Raw genomic sequence first — 16,988 nt, forward strand, 5'->3', positions numbered from 1 at the left:
GAATCGCCGCCGCCCCCGGCCTGTGGCATTTCGGTCCTAAACTGGACCGGCGGCATCCGTCGCCGCAACAACCATAAAGAGACATCGCATGAAGAAGATCATCGCCGGCGCCCTGCTGCTGGCTGCCGCAGGCATGGCCTGCGCCCAGGCCTGGCCCCAGGCCAAACCCATCCGCCTGATCGTCGGCTACCCGCCGGGCGGCGGCATCGACTTCGCCGCGCGCACGGTGCAGGTCCCGATGCAGGAACTGCTCAAGCAGCAGATAGTCATCGACTACAAGCCCGGCGCCAGCGGCACCATCGCCGCCACCGAACTGACCCGCGCCCCGGCCGACGGCTACACCCTGCTGCTCGCCAACACCGGCCCGTTCGCCATCGCGCCGTACCTGCAGGCGAAGAAGCCGTACGACCCGCTGAAGCAGTTCACCTACATCGGGCAGATCAGCCAGGGCGGCTACATCGCGGTGACGCGGCCGGACCATCCGGCGAAGAACCTGAAGGAATTCGTCGATTGGGCCAAGTCGCGCGCCGGCAGCGTCAATTTCGCGTCGGGCGGCATCGGCACCTCGACCCACCTGAACGGCGAGCTGGTCAACCAGGTGACCGGCCTCGACATGACGCACGTCGCCTACAAGGGCAGTGCGCCGGCGGTCCAGGACCTGATCGGCGGCCAGACGCAGCTGATGATCGATGCCGGCAGCGTGCTGCTGCCGCAGATCAAGGGCGGCAAGCTGAAGGCGCTGGCCGTCACCGGCGAGAAGCGCGACCCGCAGCTGCCGGACGTGCCGACGGTGCGCGAGCTCGGCCTGCCGGGTCTGGAATCGATCGGCTTCCAGGGCCTGGTCGGACCGGCCGGCATGCCGGCGCCAGTGGTGCAGCAGATCGCGGCGGCGCTGGAAAAGTCGCTGGTCCAGCCGGCGGTCAAGGAGAAGTTCTCGACCGCAGGCGCCGAGGTCCACTGGCAGTCGCCGGAGAAGTTCCAGGCCTTCGTGAAAGCGGACAACGAGAAGTGGTCGCGCCTGATCCGCGAGCGGAAGATCCAGGCCGAATGATCCACGTCCCCCATCGGCCGACAATGGCCGCATGAAGCACCTGCTGAATCTGCTCGCAGCCGTCGCGCTGCTGGTCTGGGGAACGCAGCTGGTCCGCACCGGCGTGCTGCGCGTGTTCGGCGCCAACCTGCGGCGCCTGCTGGCGCGCAGCATGGGCAACCGCTTCACCGCGGCGCTGTCGGGCATCGGCGTTACGGCGCTGGTGCAGTCCAGCACCGCGACCTCGCTGATGACCTCGTCCTTCGTCGGGCAGGGGCTGATCACCCTGCCGGCGGCGCTGGCGGTGATGCGCGGCGCCGACGTGGGCACCGCGCTGATGTCGGTGCTGTTCTCGGTCGACCTGTCGTGGCTGTCGCCGCTGCTGATTTTCGTTGGCGTAGTGATGTTCATCTCGCGCCAGGCGACGACCGCGGGTCGGGTCGGCCGCGTCTTCATCGGCCTGGGGCTGATGCTGCTCGCGCTGCAGCTGGTGGTGCAGGCAACCGAGCCGATGCTCGCCTCGCCGGCGATCCGCGCGCTGCTGGTCTCGGTGAGCAGCGACCTGGCGATGGAGATCATGCTCGGCGCCGTGCTGGCCGTCGTGGCGTACTCCAGCCTCGCGATAGTGCTGCTGATCGCGGCGATGGCGGCCTCGGGCGTGGTGGCGCTCGACGTGGCGCTCGGCCTGGTGCTCGGGGCCAACCTCGGCAGCGGCATCCTCGCGGTGCTGACCACCGCCAAGTCGCCGGTGGACGTGCGGCAGGTGACCGTCGGCAGCCTGGTGTTCAAGCTCGGCGGCGTGGCCCTGGTGGCCCCCTTCATCGGGCTGTGGCTGCGGTTCGCGCAGCCGTACCTGGGCGATGCGGCGCAGGGCGTGGTGCTGTTCCACCTGGCGTTCAACATCGTGGTCGGGGTCGGCTTCATCGCCTTCACCGACAGCGTGGCGCGGTTGGTCCAGCGGCTGATGCCGCACGTCAAGCCGCAGCAGGGCACCGCCCGGATCCACCACCTCGACCCTTCGGCGCTGTCGACGCCGTCGCTCGCGATCTCCTGCGCCGCGCGCGAGGCGCTGCACCAGGCCGACGTGGTGGAGACGATGCTGGTCGGCATGCTCGACGTGATCCGCCGCAACGACCTGCAGGTCGCCGAGCGGCTGCGCAAGATGGACGACGAGGTCGATGCGCTCTATTCCGCGATCAAGTACTACCTGACGAAGATTTCCCGCGAGGCGCTGGGCGAGGAGGAAAGCCGGCGCTGGACCGACATCATCAGCTTCACCATCAACATGGAGCAGATCGGCGACATCGTCGAGCGGGTGCTGATCGACATCGAGGACAAGAAGATCAAGAAGGCGCGCAGTTTCTCGGAAGCCGGCATGGCCGAGATCGTGGAGCTGCATGCCCGCCTGATCGACAACCTGCGGTTGTCGATGAGCGTGTTCCTCAACGGCAACGTGCGGGACGCGCAGAAGCTGCTCGAAGAAAAGGCCCGGTTCCGCGACCTGGAACGGGCCTATGCGACGACCCACCTGGGCCGGCTGTCGGACAACACGGTGCGCAGCATCGAGACCAGCTCGCTGCACATCGACCTGATCAGCGAATTGAAGCGGATCAACTCGCACATCTGCTCGATCGCCTATCCGATCCTGGAATCGGCGGGCGCCCTGGCACCGAGCCGGCTGCGGGAGCCGGCACCGGGCGAATTCCCACGCTGACACGCACCGGATGGTGCCGCGCAGGCCGCTGCCTCAGTGCAGCGCGGCCGGGCGGGTCTCGACGCGGCGGCGCTCGGCTTCGCAGTAGTCGAGCAGTGCGTCGATCTCGGTGGACTTGTCGAACACCGCATCGGCGCCCAGCAATTCGCAGCGGCGGCGCACTTCGCGGGTCGCGTGGTTGCTGAGCACCACGATGCGCTGGCCGGGCTTGCGGTCCTGGCAGGCAGCCAGCACGTTGAGGCCATTGCCTTCCTTCAGGAACAAGTCGACGATCGCCAGATCCCACTGACCGGCATGGTCGCGCAGCCAGCCGGCACCTTCCTGTTCCGTCTCCGCCATGCCGACCGGCTCCAGCTGGACCACCTCGCGCAGCGTGGCCAGCAGGTTCTCGCGGATGACCAGGTTGTCTTCGATGATGTAGGCCCTGAACGTCATGTGTTTTCCTTTGCGTCCGCCATCCGCAGGAGCTCTGCAGATTGCAAGCATTTGCAAAGGAGTCTACCGATCGCACCGGACCCGCGCCTGCAAGCCGCCCGCCCTACCCCGAGTAGGACGGGCACCGGCATCCTGTCATCCCGTGCGGAGGGGCGCTGCTGTCGGTTCGGCCTCTCCCGCGGACGGCGGCACGGCGCGACGGGCATAGCGCTGCGCGAGCACCGCACACACCATCAACTGGATCTGGTGGAACAGCATCAGCGGCAGCACGATCGCGCCGACCGCATGGGAGGCGAACAGCACCTTGGCCATCGGCACCCCGCTCGCCAAGCTCTTCTTGGAGCCGCAGAAGACGATGGTGATCTCGTCCTCCTTCGAGAAACCGAGTGCCCGGCTGCCGTAGGTAGTGATCGCGAGCGCCAGCGCCAGCAGTACGCAGCACGCGATGACCAAGCCGGCCAGCGCGCCGGGCGGCACGCGGCTCCACAGCCCCTCGATCACCGCCGCGCTGAACGCGGTGTAGACCACCAGCAGGATCGAGCCCTGGTCCACGTACTTCAGCCGGGCCGCGTGGCGCTTGACGAATCCGGCGGTCCAGCGGCGCGACAGGTGGCCCAGCACGAAGGGCAGCATCAGCTGCAGCAGGATGCGCGCGATCGCGTCCAGCCCCGGCCCGCTGCCGCCGCTGCTCGGCACCACCAGCAGGTTGACCAGGAACGGCGTGATGAACACGCCCAGCATCGTCGAGGCCGAGGCGCTGCAGATCGCCGCCGGAATGTTGCCGCGCGCGACCGAGACGAAGGCGATGGCCGACTGCACCGTGGCCGGCAGCACGCAGAGGAACAGGATGCCGGTGTAGATGTCGGGTGTGACCAGCGGCGACAGCACCGGCTTGAGCGCCCAGCCGAGCAGCGGGAACAGCGCGAAGGTGCAGGCAACCACCAGCAGGTGCAGCCGCCAATGCAGCGCACCGGCGATCACCGCCTCGCGCGACAGCTTGGCGCCGTGCAGGAAGAAGAGCAGCGCGATCGCCGCGGTGGTCAGCCATTCGAAGCCGCGCGCCACGGCGCCGCTGCAGGGCAGCACGGTCGCGATGACGACGACGGCGACCAGGCTGAGGGTGAAGTTGTCGGGGAGGAAACGGGAGCGGCTCATGGGCCGCGATCATGGCGCCGCGCGACCGAGAAGAGAAATCGATTTATCTGATCGTTCTATGATCCCGTGTCATGAATGTCAGCCTGCGCCAGCTGCGTGTGTTCCAGGCCGTGGCCCGGGAGCGCGGCTTCGGCCGGGCGGGCGAGCGTGTCGGCCTGACCCAGCCGGCGGTGAGCCGCGCCATCACCGAACTGGAAGCGCAGCTCGGACTGCGCCTCTTCGACCGCACCACCCGCGATGTGGTGCCGACCGAGGCAGGCCGGCGGCTGGAAGCCCATCTGGGCCGGCTGCTGGAAGAGCTGGAGCTGGCGCTGCGCGACGTGCAGGACCTGGCCCGCGAAAAGCGCGGCCGGGTGCGGGTAGCGAGCAGCCCGACCCTGTCGGCCGCCCTGATGCCCGCCTGCATCGCCGCCAGCGCCCGGGAAGCACCGGGCGTCGAACTGGTGCTGCTGGACCGCATCCAGCAGGATGTGCTGGACAGCGTGCGCACCGGTGCGGTCGATTTCGGCGTGGTGGTCGATCCGGCCGCCGCCGACGACCTGCACTGCGAGACGCTGTTTTGCGAACCGTTCTGCCTGGTCTGCCCGCCGGACCATGCGCTGGCGACCGGCGGCGCTGCGGTGCCGTGGACGGCACTGTCGGACTGGCCGCTGGTCCTGCTCGACCAGGCCTCGGGCAGCCGCCGCCTGATCGACGACGCGCTCGCCCGGCACGCGCCCGCTGCGCGCGTGGCGCAGCAGCTGGGCCATCCGACCACCGTGCTGCGCATGGTGGAGGCCGGCATCGGCGTCGCGGTGCTGCCGGCCCTGGCGCTGCACGGCACACCGCCCGGCGCATGGGCGGTCCGGGCGCTGGTGCCGCAGGTCGAGCGCGACCTGATGCTGGTGCACCGCCGCCAGCGCAGCCTGTCGCCGCTGGCCGCCGATGCCTGGGCGCGGATACGGCGGGTGGCGCAGGCGCTCCCGTCCGGGGCGTCCGGCGCCTGAACCGTTTCGATTGCTACTATTTCGATAGCTGCTTGCGCACGCCTCACCGGCGCCGGAGGCCTTTTTCCTACCGAACTACAGCGTAAGGATGGTCGAGCCCGTCGTCTTGCGTGCTTCCAGGTCCCGGTGCGCCTGCTGCACCTCTTCCAGCGGATAGCGCTGGTCGATGTGGATCTTCACCTGCCCGGAGCCCACCACCTCGAACAGCTGGTCGGCCATCGCCTGGGTCGATGCGCGGGTGGCGATGTGGGTGAACAGCGTCTGACGGGTGACGTACAGCGATCCCTTCGCGCCGAGCATGCCCGGCGCGAAGGCCGGTGCCGGGCCGGAGGCGTTGCCGAAGCTCGCCATCAGGCCGAACGGCCGCAGGCAGTCGAGCGACTTCTCCCAGGTGTCCTTGCCGACCGAGTCGTACACCACCTTCACGCCGCGGCCCTCGGTGATCTCCTTCACCCGGGCGGCGAAGTCCTCGGTGCGGTAATTGATCGCGTGGGCGGCGCCGTTGGCGAGCGCCAGGGCGCATTTCTCGTCGGAGCCGGCGGTCGCGATCAGCTGCAGGCCGAGCACGCGGGCCCACTGGCAGGCGATCAGGCCGACGCCGCCGGCCGCGGCATGGAACAGCACGAAGTCGCCGGGCTGCAGCCCCTCGACCGGCAGCGTTTTCTTCAGCAGGTACTGCGCGGTCAGGCCCTTGAGCATCATCGCCGCGCCGGTCTCGAAGTCGATGGTGTCGGGCAGCCGGCAGACGCATTTCGCCGGCATGACGCGGACCTCGCTGTAGCTGCCGGGCGGGTTGCTGGCGTAGGCCGCGCGGTCGCCGACCGCGAGGTGATCGACGCCCTCGCCCACCGCCTCGACGGTGCCCGAGGCTTCCATGCCGAGCTGCAGCGGCATCGGGAACGGGTACAGGCCGGTGCGCTGGTACACGTCGATGAAATTGAGTCCGACCGCCTTGTGGCGGATGCGGATCTCGCCGGGTCCGGGCTCGCCGACCGGCACGTCGACGATCTTCATTTCTTCCGGACCGCCGGGACGGTCGATGCGAACGGCTTTGCTCATGCGGAAACGGGCTCCTGTGAATGGGGACGGGGCCGCGCCGGACGGCCGGCGGGTGGCCGCCGCATCCTGCCACGCTTCGCCGCGGGCTGCAGCGCGGCACGCGACAGCGGCCCGCGCTACAGTCGTCCGGATGCATGCACGCCTGTCGCCCTCCACCGTTTTGCTGATGCTGGTGCCGCCGCTGCTCTGGGCCGGCAACGCGGTCGTCGGCCGGCTGGTACACACGCTGATGCCGCCGATGACGCTCAACTTCGTGCGCTGGACGATCGCGTTCGTGCTGCTGCTGCCGCTGGCCGGGCATGTGCTGCGGCCATCGTCGGAGATCTGGCGCAAATGGCGGCGCTTCGCCCTGCTGGGGCTGCTGGGCGTCGGCAGCTACAACGCGCTGCAGTACCTGGCGCTGCAGACCTCCGAGCCGATCAACACCACGCTGGTCGGCTCCAGCATGCCGGTCTGGATGCTGCTGGTCGGCACGCTGTTCTTCCGCGCGCCGGCGCGGCGCAGCCAGATCGTCGGGGCCGCGCTGTCGATGGTAGGGGTGCTGATCGTGCTGAGCCGTGGGGAGCTGCAGCAGCTGCTCGCCCTGCGGCTGCGCCCGGGTGACGGCTTCATGGTGCTGGCGACCATCGCCTGGTCGTTCTATGCCTGGCTGCTCGCCAAGCCCGGCGAGAGCCCGGCGCTGCGCCAGGACTGGTCGGCCTTCCTGCTCGCGCAGATCGTGTTCGGCCTCGGCTGGTCGGGCCTGTTCACCGCGGCGGAATGGACGCTCGGCGATCCGCATATCGACTGGGGCTGGCCGCTGGCGGCGGCGCTGGTGTTCATCGCGGTCGGCCCGGCGATCCTGGCCTATCGCTGCTTCGGCGCCGGGGTGGCGCGGGTCGGGCCGAACATGGCGGCTTTCTTCGCCAACCTCACCCCGCTCTTCGCCGCGCTGCTGTCGGCGGCCTTCCTCGGCGAGCCGCCGCACCTGTACCACGCGGCGGCGTTCGCGCTGATCGTGGCCGGCATCGTGCTGTCGGCCCGGCGCTGAGGCCGCGGCGGGCCGGGCCGGGCACGCGCTACATCGTGCCGGGGAAGGCGCCGCCGTCGGCCAGCACGTTCTGGCCGGTGATGTAGCCGGCCTGCGCGCTGCACAGGAAGGCGCAGATCGCACCGAACTCCTCGGCCGTGCCGAAGCGGCGGGCCGGAATCGTCTGGCGGCGCTTGTCGGCCACGGTTTCCGGATCGGCGCCCGCCTTCTTCGCGCCGGCGGCCATGGTGGTGCGCAGCCGGTCGGTGTCGAAGGCGCCGGGCAGCAGGTTGTTGATCGTCACGCCCTTCGCGGCGATGCCGCTGCGGGCCGCGCCGGCGACGAAGCCGGTCAGGCCGCTGCGGGCGCCGTTGGACAGGCCCAGCACATCGATCGGCGCCTTCACCGCCCCCGATGTGATGTTGACGATGCGGCCGAAGCCGCGCGCGGCCATGCCGTCGACCGTCGCCTTGATCAGTTCGATCGGCGTGAGCATGTTGGCGTCGAGCGCGCGGATCCAGGCATCGCGGTCCCAGTTCCGGAAATCGCCGGGCGGCGGGCCGCCCGCGTTGGTGACGACGATGTCGAAATCGCGGCGGACGGCGAAGACCGCGTCGCGGCCGGCCTCGGTCGTGATGTCGGCGGCCACCGCGATGGCCTGCGCACCGGAGGCCGCCTGCGCCTGCACCTCCGCGGCGGCGGCCTGCAGCACCTCGGCACCGCGGGCGACCATCACCACATTGACGCCTTCGGCCGCCAGCGCGCGTGCGCAGCCCAGCCCCAGTCCCTTGCTCGCGCCGCCCACCAGCGCCCATTTGCCCGTCAAGCCCAGATCCATGCAGTCTCCCGTGTGTCCGTCAGGTGGAAAAGCGGGAAATCATACGGAAGGCACCGCCGGCGTGTGCGGCACGGCACAGGCGACCGTGCACACCGCGACGGCACACGGCCGGAAGGCGCCTCGACGACGCGGAACGGCCCGCCGTCGCGGCGCCGTTCAGTCGCCGACGATCCTGCGTTCGACGATGATCTTCTTCCACTTGGCCGCATCGTCGGCCACCATCTGTGCGAACTGCGCTGGCGTCGAGCCGACCGCCTCGATGCCGAGCCGGGCGAAGCGCTCGCGGGTATCGGCATCGGCCAGCACCTGGTTGGCGGCGGCGTTGACGCGGGCCACCACCTCGGCCGGCAGGCCGCGCGGTCCGTACACACCGAACCAGGTGTTGGAGACATAGCCTGGCAGCGTATCGGCGATCGGCGGCAGGTCCGGCGCCAGGGGCGTGCGCTTCAGCGACGTGACACCCAGCGCCCGCAGCCGGCCGTCGCGCACGAACGGCAGCCCGGTCGGCAGCGAATCGAACACCACGTCGAGCTTGCCGCTCATCAGGTCGGGCATCGCGAGCGCGGTGCCTTTGTAGGGAATGTGGGTGACGAAGATCCCCGCCTGCGACTTGAACAGTTCGGCCGTCAGCTGGACGATGGTGCCGTTGCCGCTGGAGCCGTAGTTCAGCCGGCCGGGGTTGCGCTTCGCATGGTCGATCCACTGCTGCACCGTCCTCGCGGGCGAATCGTTGGGCACCAGCATGATGCTCGGCGCGTTGCCGGCATGGACGATCGGCGTGAAGTCGCGCACCGTGTCGTAGGGCAGGCGCGGGTTGATGGCCGGGCCGATGGCGTGCGTGCTGGAGGTCGTCAGCATCAGCGTGTAGCCGTCGGGCGCGGCCTTGGCGGCCGCGTCGGCGCCGATCGAGCCGCCGGCGCCGGGCCGGTTCTCCACCACGATGGACACGCCCAGCCGTTCGGCGAGCTTCTGCGCCAGGCCGCGGGCGAACAGGTCGGTGGCGCCGGCCGCCGGGAACGGCACCAGCAGCCGGATTGGCCGGACGGGCCACGCGGCCGGCTGCGCGAAGGCGCAGGGCAGGCCGGCGGCAGCAGCCGCGGCAGCAGAGGAAGACAGCAGGAGACGTCGTTTCATGGCCGCGATTCTCCGACGATGCGGTGGTGCAGGCGCCGCAGCGACCACCAGACCGCCAGCGCCACCAGGGGAATCGCCACCGCGGTGGCGACTTCCGGGCTGATCGACGAGCCGCCCTTCTGCGCGCCCTTGGCGAGGTAGCCGACCAGGCCCACGATGTAGTAGGTGATCGCCGCGACCGACAGCCCCTCCACGGTGGACTGCAGTTTCAGCTGCATGTCCTGCCGCCGGTTCATCGTGGTCAGCAGCGCCTGGCTGCTCTGCTGCTGCTCGATCTCGACCCGCGTCCGCAGCAGGTTGCTGACCCGCGACACCCGCTGCGACAGCGCCTCCTGCCGCCGCGTGGCCCAGGCGCAGGTGCTGCGCGCAGGCGACAGCCGCCGCTCCAGGAACTCGCCGAGCATCTGCAGGTGGCCGATGCGCGACTCCACGATGTCGGCGATGCGCTTGTCGACCAGCTCGAAATACGCCGCGCTGGCCGACAGCCGGGCGTGGGTGGCCGCATGCTGGCTCTCCACCTGCCCGGCCAGCCGGGTCAGCCGGTCGAGCAGCTGGGCCTCGTCGTGGCGCTCGGCGCTGCGGATCGCCTCGGCGAGGCCGGCCAGCTCGCGCTCCGCGCTGCCCAGCGCCGCCGCTGCGCCCCGGGCCGCCGGCAGCCCGAGGAGTGCAGCCATGCGGTAGGTCTCAATTTCCAGCAGACGCTGCACCATCCGGCCCAGTCGGCGCGGCCCCATCGCGCCGGCACGCAGCAGCATCCGGCCGAAACCGTCGGCGTGCAGCACGAAGTCGGTATACGCCGCACCCTCCCCGCCCGCGATGCTGGACGCGACCATCGTGTCCTCGTGCAGCCAGTCGGGCGGCACGGCGGGCACCGTGTCGGCCCCGCCGGGCAGCACGCCGACGTGCAGCGCGGTCAGCAGCCGGCCCGGCAGCCGGGCCAGCCAGCCGTGCGGCACCACCTGCAGCGCGCAGTCGGGCGCCGCCGTCGCGGCGCCGTGGTCCGGGCGCCGCTGGAAGGTCCAGGTGACGAATTCGGTGTGCAGTTCCCAGCGAATGCGGAACCGGCCGACGTCGATGCGCAGGTGGATCGTCGCCGCATCCGGCAGCGGCAGGTGGTGCTCGCGCAGCAGGTCGGCCAGGTGGTGGCGGCTCGCCTCGCGCTCGGCGGCGTCGCAGGCCATCACGATGTGCGAGATCGCGAGCGGCGCGGCCATCGCTTCCGGCGGGCGGGCATGGATCTCGTTGTGCAGCGCGATGCGGTCGTCGTGCTGCGGAAGCTGCGGAAACAGGGACATGGGGAACGCGGCGGAGCCCGGCCGGGCGACCGCGCGATTGTCGTTCGTCTCCGGCAACGAAAAACGGCACCCGAAGGTGCCGTTTTTGAGATCGTCGCGTGCCGGGCGTCAGTCTTCGACGAACGCTTCCTCGCGCTTGCTCTTCACTGCGGGCAGCAGCACGATCACGAGCAGCAGCACGGCGGCGGCGAGCAGGCCGGCGGAGATCGGACGGGAGACGAACACCACCCAGTCGCCGCGGGACAGCAGCAGTGCGCGGCGCAGGTTCTCTTCCATCATCGGTCCCAGGATGAAGCCGAGCAGCAGCGGTGCGGGTTCGCAGCCGAGCTTGTGGAAGATGTAGCCCACGATGCCGAAGATGCCGACCATCCAGATGTCGAAGGTGTTGTTGTTGGTCGAGTACACGCCGATCGCGCAGAACAGCACGATGGACGGGAACAGGAACTTGTACGGCACCGACAGCAGCTTGATCCACATGCCGATCAGCGGCAGGTTCAGGATGACGAGCATCGCGTTGCCCAGCCACATCGAGGCGATCAGGCCCCAGAACAGCTCGGGGTTGCTGGTCATCACCTGCGGGCCCGGCTGGATGTTGTGGATGGTCATCGCGCCCACCATCAGCGCCATCACGGCGTTGGGCGGAATGCCCAGCGTCAGTAGCGGGATGAAGGAGGTCTGCGCACCGGCGTTGTTGGCCGACTCGGGAGCCGCGACGCCGCGGATGTTGCCCTTGCCGAAGGGCACTTCGCCCGGATGCAGCTTGGTCTTCTTCTCGATGGTGTACGCCGCGAAGGCTGCCAGCAGTGCACCGCCGCCGGGCAGGATGCCCAGGGCCGCGCCGAGCGAGGTGCCGCGCAGGACGGCCGGCAGCATACGCTTGAAGTCTTCGCCGGTCGGGAACAGGCCCTTGACCTTGGCGGTGAACACTTCACGGTCGGACGACGGGTTGGCCAGGTTGGCGATGATTTCGCCGTAGCCGAACACGCCCATGGCGATGGTCACGAAGCCGATGCCGTCGGTCAGTTCGGGGATGTCGAACGAGAAACGGGCGACGCCGGAGTTCACGTCGGTACCGACCAGGCCCATCAGCAGGCCTAGCACGATCATGGACACGGCCTTGAGCAGCGAGCCGGAGGCCAGCACCACGGCGCCGATCAGGCCCAGGATCATCAGCGAGAAGTATTCGGCCGGGCCGAACTTGAAGGCCAGCTCGGTCAGCGGCGGCGCGAACGCAGCCAGGATCAGGGTACCGACGGAGCCCGCGAAGAACGAGCCGAGGCCGGCAGCGGCGAGCGCCGGGCCCGCCCGGCCGCGACGCGCCATCTGGTAGCCGTCGATCACGGTCACCACCGAGGACGATTCGCCCGGCAGGTTCACCAGAATGGCCGTGGTGGAGCCGCCGTACTGCGCACCGTAGTAGATACCGGCCAGCATGATCAGGGCGGACACCGGCGGCAGCACGTAGGTGGCCGGCAGCAGCATCGCGATGGTGGCCACCGGGCCGATGCCGGGGAGCACGCCGATCAGCGTGCCCAGGATACAGCCGATCAGGCAGTACAGCAGGTTGGTCGCGGTGAACGCGACGCTGAAACCCAGCGAGAGGTTGTTGATCAGATCCATGGGGAATGTCTCGGGTGGTTCAGCCGGTGATGAAGGTGGGCCAGACCTGCATCTGCAGCTTGAGTGCCCAGATGAAGGCCACGTAGCTGCCGACGGCGAGCACGGTGGCGAGGATCAGCGTGGGGCCGATCTTGAATTCGTCGCCGGCCAGGCTGGAGATCAGCACGAGCGCGTAGATGCCGATGATCAGGCCCATCGCCGGAATGCCGACGCTCGGCAGACCGCCGAGCAGCACGCCGAAGGCCAGGTTGGCGCAGATGATGAAGAACAGCGGGCGCCAGGCCCACTTGCCGATCTTGTCGCCGCCTTCGGTCTCGACGACCAGGGCGGTCATGGTGAGGGCGGCACCGAGCAGTGCCATCACCACGCCGAGCACCAGCGGGAAATATCCCGGGCCCATGCGGGCGCCGGAACCGACGGAATAGGTCGTAGCCCCCCACGCGAACCCGATGCCTATGAGCAGGAACATCAGGCCCGCGAAGAAGTCCTTTTGACTTTTGATCTTCACAGCTATCTCCAGACGAAAATTTTCAGACTCGCGGATTCTCTGCCCCGCCCCTGTCCGTCCGGATGTGGATTCCACCTACCGCGGCCTCGGGGTATTCCCCAAGGCCTGCGGACTGCGCAGGCCGCGCGTCAGGCGAGCGGCGGTGTCGCGCCCAGCACCTCGCCGAGGGTGGTCAGGCCCTCCGCTGCCCGCAGCGCCCCCGCCAGGCGCAGCGGCCGCATCCCGTCGGCCAGGGCCTGGCGGCGCAGCGCGTCGATGTTCGGCTCCTTGTGGACCTTGTCCTTGAAGGCATCGGTGACGACCAGCAGTTCGTAGAGGCCCATCCGGCCCCGAAAACCGGTCATGCGGCAGTCCACGCAGCCGACCGGCCGGTACGGCTGCCACGGCGCATTCAGCTTCCACGGCCGGATGACGCCCGCCAGGTCGGCATCGGTGCTGTCGGTATCGGGCGCGCGGCAGGCCCGGCACAGGGTCCGCACCAGCCGCTGCGCCAGCACGCCGAGCAGCGTCGCATTGACCAGGTACGGCGGCACGCCCAGCTCCATCAGCCGGGTGACGGCCGACGGCGCATCGTTGGTGTGCAGCGTCGAGAACACCAGGTGCCCGGTCAGGGCCGCCTGGACCGCCATCTCCGCGGTGGCGAGGTCGCGGATCTCGCCGACCATGATGATGTCCGGGTCCTGCCGCATCAGCGCGCGCAGGCCCTCGATGAAGCCGAAGTCGAGCTGCGTCTGCACCTGCGTCTGGTTGAACGACGGCTCGATCATCTCGATCGGGTCTTCGACGGTGCTGACGTTCACCTCTTCGGTCGCGACCCGCTTCAGGGTGGAATACAGCGTGGTCGTCTTGCCGGAGCCGGTCGGTCCGGTGACCAGGATGATGCCGTGCGGCCTGCGCACCAGCTCTTCCCAGCGGCCGGCGTCGTGTGGCACGAAACCCAGCGCATCCAGGTCCTTGACGGCCGTGTCCGGGTCGAAGATGCGCATCACCATCTTCTCGCCGAAGGCGGTGGGCAGGGTGGACAGCCGCATCTCGACCTCGTCGCCGCGGGTGTTGCGGGTCTTGATGCGCCCATCCTGCGGGCGCCGCTTTTCGACCACGTCCATCCGGCCGAGCAGCTTTATGCGGGCGGTCATCGCCGCCAGCACGCCGAGCGGCATCTGGTAGACCGGATGCAGCACGCCGTCGATCCGGAAGCGGATCACGCCCTGCTCCCGGCGCGGCTCCAGGTGGATGTCGCTCGCCCGCTGATCGAAGGCGTACTGCCAGAGCCAGTCCACCACCCGGACCACGCCCTGGTCGTTGGCATCGAGCTGGCGGTTGCTGCGGCCGAGCTCGACCAGCTGCTCGAAGCTTGCGGCACCCGCGTTGCCGCCGGCCTTCTGCGCGGCGCGGACCGACTTGGCGAGGGCGAAGAACTCGGCGGTGAAGCGGTGGATGTCCTGCGGATTCGCGACCACCCGGCGCACCCGGCGCTTGGCCTGGCGCTCCACCTCCGCGACCCAGTCGGTCACGAAGGGCTCGGCGGTCGCGACCACCACCTCGGTGGGCGTGACCTGCACCGGCAGCACCCGGTGGCGCTCGGCATAGGCGGCGCTCATCGTGTCGGCCACCTTGCCCACGTCCACCCGCAGCGGGTCGATGCGCAGATAGGCGAGCCCGGCCTTGGTCGCGAGGTACTGCGTCAGCGCCTCCAGGTCGAGCGGCTTGCCGTCGGAGTGGCGGACCATCGCGACGTTGGCCAGGCGCACCAGGGCCGGCTGCGTGCTTTCGGCGCGCGAACAGCGGGCGACGGTGCGGTCGGCCTCTTCCTGCGACACCACGCCGTCGTCGCGCATCCAGCCGACGATGCGGCGCCAGTCGATCGGGCCGGCGTGTGCGGCCGGCGGCACGGTGGGCGGAGTCGGTGCGCTCATGGCGCCGGTGCTGCCGGTGCGGCCAACGCGGTCGGCACCGCGGGCTTGAAAGTGCGTAGCCATTTGGCAGCAGGCAGGCCCCAGCGGGACTGCACCAGGTCCGCGCGCGCGGCCAGCGCGACGCGGTCCGGCCGCTGCGGGGTCCGCTGGGCCAGGACGACGGTGTTGCCTTCCCGGGTGGGGCGGAACGCCCAGACCGCCTCCTGCCCGAAGGCGGCGCAGATCCTGTCCAGGCTCTGCTGGTAGCTGGAGTCGCGGCCGAACAGGTTGACGGTCATGCAACCGTCCTCGGTCAGCACCGCCCGGCATTCGCGGTAGAAATTGTCGCTGTCGAGGACCGGCGCCGCCGCCTCCTCGTCGTAGAGGTCCACCTGCAGCGCATCGACCGCTGCGTGCCAGACCGGACGCCGGATCTCCTCGGCCGCATCGGCGACGATGACCTGCAGCCGCTCGTCGTCGGGCGGGAGCTTGAACCAGCCACGGCACGCATGCAGCACCTGCGGGTTGAGCTCGATCGCGGTCGTGCGCATGCGCAGCTTCTTGCGGCAGAACTTCGTGAGCGCCCCGGCGCCGAGGCCGAGCTGCATCGCATGGCGCTTGGCGACCGACGGCGGCGCGACGAACAGCAGCCACGCCATCATGCGCTGCACGTATTCCAGCTCCAGTTCGTAGGGCGCGTCCATCCGCATCGAGCCCTGGATCCAGGCGGACCCCAGGTGCAGGCTGCGCACGTCGCCCCAGTCCGAGAAGTGGACTTCGGGCAGGTCGGCGTCGGGGGCGACGGCGGAAGGAGCGGCAGGCGGTGAGCGACGGGTCGTCATCGGAACAGATGGTGCTGGCGGAACACGTCGGCCCAGGCCTCGCATTTGCGCTCCAGACTCCAGGCAGCATGGGCCGGGCTGGTCGAGGGCAGGCGGTGGACCGACACGGCGAGTGTCGCCGAATGCCGCGCGTGCCGGAAACTCTCGCCGCCGTTGTGGGCGACGGCCTCCAGAAGCGGGCAGCACCGGGCCAGCCCGGCGAAGTCGTTGACCTGCGGCGCGCGGATGGCCGTGTCCAGGCTGCCCTGGCGTTCGCAGCTGGCATAGACATCCCACAGGCCGAGCCCCCGCGCCTGCAGATGTGCCAGCCGGTCGGCATACGGCAGGGCCACCAGGTCCTCGTTCCAGAGCAGCGACAGGATGCGCCAGAACTGGTTGCGCGGATGGGCGTAGTACTGCTGTTCCGCCAGCGACCGGGCGCCGGGAAAGCTGCCGAGCACCAGCAACCGGGTGGCCGGCGATACCACCGGCGGCAGCCCGACCAGCCGCACCCCACCGGCGGCTATCATCCGGCCAGCGCCGCGAGACGGGGCATCGCATCCAGCGCATTGCGGGTGGTGGCAGCTGCGAATGCCTCGGGCGCCATGCCGCGCAGGCCGGCGATTGCCGCACCGATGCGCGGCAGCTCGACCGGCGAATTGCGCGCCTGCGGGCCGGCGGCGCCGCGTTCGTCGGCGGTGCGGTAGAGCCAGTGCGGGGGAATGTCGGGCGCGTCGGTCTCCACAACCATCGATGCGAGCGGCACGGCCGACGCCACGCGCCGTACCTGCAGTGCCCGGTCGAACGTCGCCGTGCCGCCGAAACCCAGCTTCAGCCCGAGGTCGACGAACGCCTGCGCCTGCTGCAGGCTGCCGTTGAAGGCGTGGGCGATGCCGCGCCATTGATGGCTGCCGGGCCCGCTGCCGCCCTGCTCCCGCAGATGGCGCAGCACCCGGTCGACCGATCGACGGACATGCAGCAGCACCGGCAGATCGAAGCGGCGAGCCAGCCGCAGTTGGGCGCGAAACACCGCCTGCTGCCGCGTGTCGTCCAGGCCGGCCACGAAATAGTCGAGCCCGATCTCGCCGACCGCCACCAGCCGCGGATCGCCGATGCGGGCAGCCAACTCGGACTCCAGCCGCGCGAGATCGACATCGGTCGCCTCGCCGCTGCAGAGCGGATGGATGCCGAGCGCATAGGCATCGCCGTGCGCCTCGGCCCAGCCGCGCACCGCGTCGAAGTTGGAAGCAGCCACCGCCGGCACCACGCACAGCCCGACGCCCGCCGACCGCGCCGCGTGGCGCATCGCCGGGCCGTCGGCTGCGAACTCCGGAGCGTCGAGGTGACAGTGGGTGTCGATCCAGCCGGTCATCGCGCCATCATGCACTGCCCCCGATGCCCACGTGTCACGTCGCGCGACGACAGCGCATACCGGTGAATCGTGCTAGGGTGTGGAACCATCCAGGCGTCCTGCTGTCGGGACGCGCCA

16 protein-coding genes are annotated in these 16,988 nt (G+C 69.8%); 4 read left to right on the top strand and 12 right to left on the bottom strand.

Going from position 1 to position 16,988, the window contains the following annotated elements; genetic code table 11:
• Positions 1-88: 88 nt before the first annotated feature.
• Positions 89-1,051, top strand: coding sequence for a tripartite tricarboxylate transporter substrate binding protein (locus QZ500_RS18050; protein ID WP_295857220.1), 963 nt, complete (start codon positions 89-91; stop codon positions 1,049-1,051).
• 31 nt (positions 1,052-1,082) lie between these two features.
• On the top strand, positions 1,083-2,744 hold the full coding sequence (locus QZ500_RS18055; RefSeq protein WP_295857222.1) for a Na/Pi cotransporter family protein: 1,662 nt from the start codon (positions 1,083-1,085) through the stop codon (positions 2,742-2,744).
• 33 nt (positions 2,745-2,777) lie between these two features.
• Here the strand turns inward: QZ500_RS18055 and QZ500_RS18060 are convergent, their stop codons facing one another.
• Both QZ500_RS18060 and QZ500_RS18065 read right to left on the bottom strand, forming a co-directional pair.
• Positions 2,778-3,179 (bottom strand): response regulator, encoded by a 402-nt coding sequence (locus tag QZ500_RS18060; protein WP_295857224.1) that lies wholly within the window; start codon positions 3,177-3,179, stop codon positions 2,778-2,780.
• Positions 3,180-3,314: 135 nt separating this feature from the next.
• Positions 3,315-4,334 carry a bile acid:sodium symporter family protein gene (locus tag QZ500_RS18065; protein ID WP_295857226.1) on the bottom strand — a complete coding sequence of 340 codons (1,020 nt, stop codon included), beginning with the start codon at positions 4,332-4,334 and terminating at the stop codon, positions 3,315-3,317.
• A gap of 71 nt (positions 4,335-4,405) precedes the next feature.
• Between QZ500_RS18065 and QZ500_RS18070 the strand changes: the two genes are divergently transcribed.
• Complete coding sequence (locus tag QZ500_RS18070; protein ID WP_295857228.1) at positions 4,406-5,320, top strand: LysR family transcriptional regulator; 915 nt, start codon at positions 4,406-4,408, stop codon at positions 5,318-5,320.
• A gap of 75 nt (positions 5,321-5,395) precedes the next feature.
• Here the strand turns inward: QZ500_RS18070 and QZ500_RS18075 are convergent, their stop codons facing one another.
• Positions 5,396-6,379, bottom strand: a complete 984-nt coding sequence (locus QZ500_RS18075) for a quinone oxidoreductase (protein WP_295857230.1) — start codon at positions 6,377-6,379, stop codon at positions 5,396-5,398.
• Positions 6,380-6,509: 130 nt separating this feature from the next.
• Here QZ500_RS18075 and QZ500_RS18080 point away from each other — a divergent pair, with 130 nt between their 5' ends.
• The gene (locus tag QZ500_RS18080; RefSeq protein ID WP_295857231.1) at positions 6,510-7,409 is read left to right on the top strand and encodes a DMT family transporter; all 900 of its coding nucleotides are present in this window, start codon (positions 6,510-6,512) and stop codon (positions 7,407-7,409) included.
• A gap of 28 nt (positions 7,410-7,437) precedes the next feature.
• Here the strand turns inward: QZ500_RS18080 and QZ500_RS18085 are convergent, their stop codons facing one another.
• The 9 genes from QZ500_RS18085 to QZ500_RS18125 form a co-directional block, all read right to left on the bottom strand.
• Positions 7,438-8,226 (bottom strand): SDR family oxidoreductase, encoded by a 789-nt coding sequence (locus QZ500_RS18085; RefSeq protein ID WP_295857233.1) that lies wholly within the window; start codon positions 8,224-8,226, stop codon positions 7,438-7,440.
• A gap of 156 nt (positions 8,227-8,382) precedes the next feature.
• A complete protein-coding gene (locus QZ500_RS18090) occupies positions 8,383-9,360 on the bottom strand; it encodes a tripartite tricarboxylate transporter substrate binding protein (RefSeq protein WP_295857235.1) in 978 nt (325 codons plus the stop codon).
• Positions 9,357-10,655, bottom strand: a complete 1,299-nt coding sequence (locus tag QZ500_RS18095; RefSeq protein WP_295857238.1) for a DUF3422 family protein — start codon at positions 10,653-10,655, stop codon at positions 9,357-9,359. The genes QZ500_RS18090 and QZ500_RS18095 overlap by 4 nt, the downstream gene beginning before the upstream one ends.
• A 108-nt stretch (positions 10,656-10,763) precedes the next feature.
• Positions 10,764-12,275 carry a tripartite tricarboxylate transporter permease gene (locus tag QZ500_RS18100; RefSeq protein WP_295857240.1) on the bottom strand — a complete coding sequence of 504 codons (1,512 nt, stop codon included), beginning with the start codon at positions 12,273-12,275 and terminating at the stop codon, positions 10,764-10,766.
• 19 nt (positions 12,276-12,294) lie between these two features.
• Positions 12,295-12,783, bottom strand: coding sequence for a tripartite tricarboxylate transporter TctB family protein (locus QZ500_RS18105; RefSeq protein WP_295857242.1), 489 nt, complete (start codon positions 12,781-12,783; stop codon positions 12,295-12,297).
• Between the two features lie 128 nt (positions 12,784-12,911).
• A complete protein-coding gene (locus tag QZ500_RS18110) occupies positions 12,912-14,699 on the bottom strand; it encodes a GspE/PulE family protein (protein ID WP_295857245.1) in 1,788 nt (595 codons plus the stop codon).
• On the bottom strand, positions 14,696-15,520 hold the full coding sequence (locus tag QZ500_RS18115; RefSeq protein ID WP_295857247.1) for a spermidine synthase: 825 nt from the start codon (positions 15,518-15,520) through the stop codon (positions 14,696-14,698). Before QZ500_RS18115 ends, QZ500_RS18110 begins: the two co-directional genes overlap by 4 nt.
• The gene (locus QZ500_RS18120) at positions 15,517-16,029 is read right to left on the bottom strand and encodes a DNA-deoxyinosine glycosylase (protein WP_295857249.1); all 513 of its coding nucleotides are present in this window, start codon (positions 16,027-16,029) and stop codon (positions 15,517-15,519) included. The genes QZ500_RS18115 and QZ500_RS18120 overlap by 4 nt, the downstream gene beginning before the upstream one ends.
• A complete protein-coding gene (locus QZ500_RS18125) occupies positions 16,026-16,871 on the bottom strand; it encodes a TatD family hydrolase (protein WP_295857251.1) in 846 nt (281 codons plus the stop codon). Before QZ500_RS18125 ends, QZ500_RS18120 begins: the two co-directional genes overlap by 4 nt.
• Positions 16,872-16,988: the final 117 nt, after the last annotated feature.

This window comes from uncultured Xylophilus sp. (assembly GCA_913776965.1).
In the GTDB taxonomy this organism is placed as follows: domain Bacteria; phylum Pseudomonadota; class Gammaproteobacteria; order Burkholderiales; family Burkholderiaceae_C; genus Xylophilus.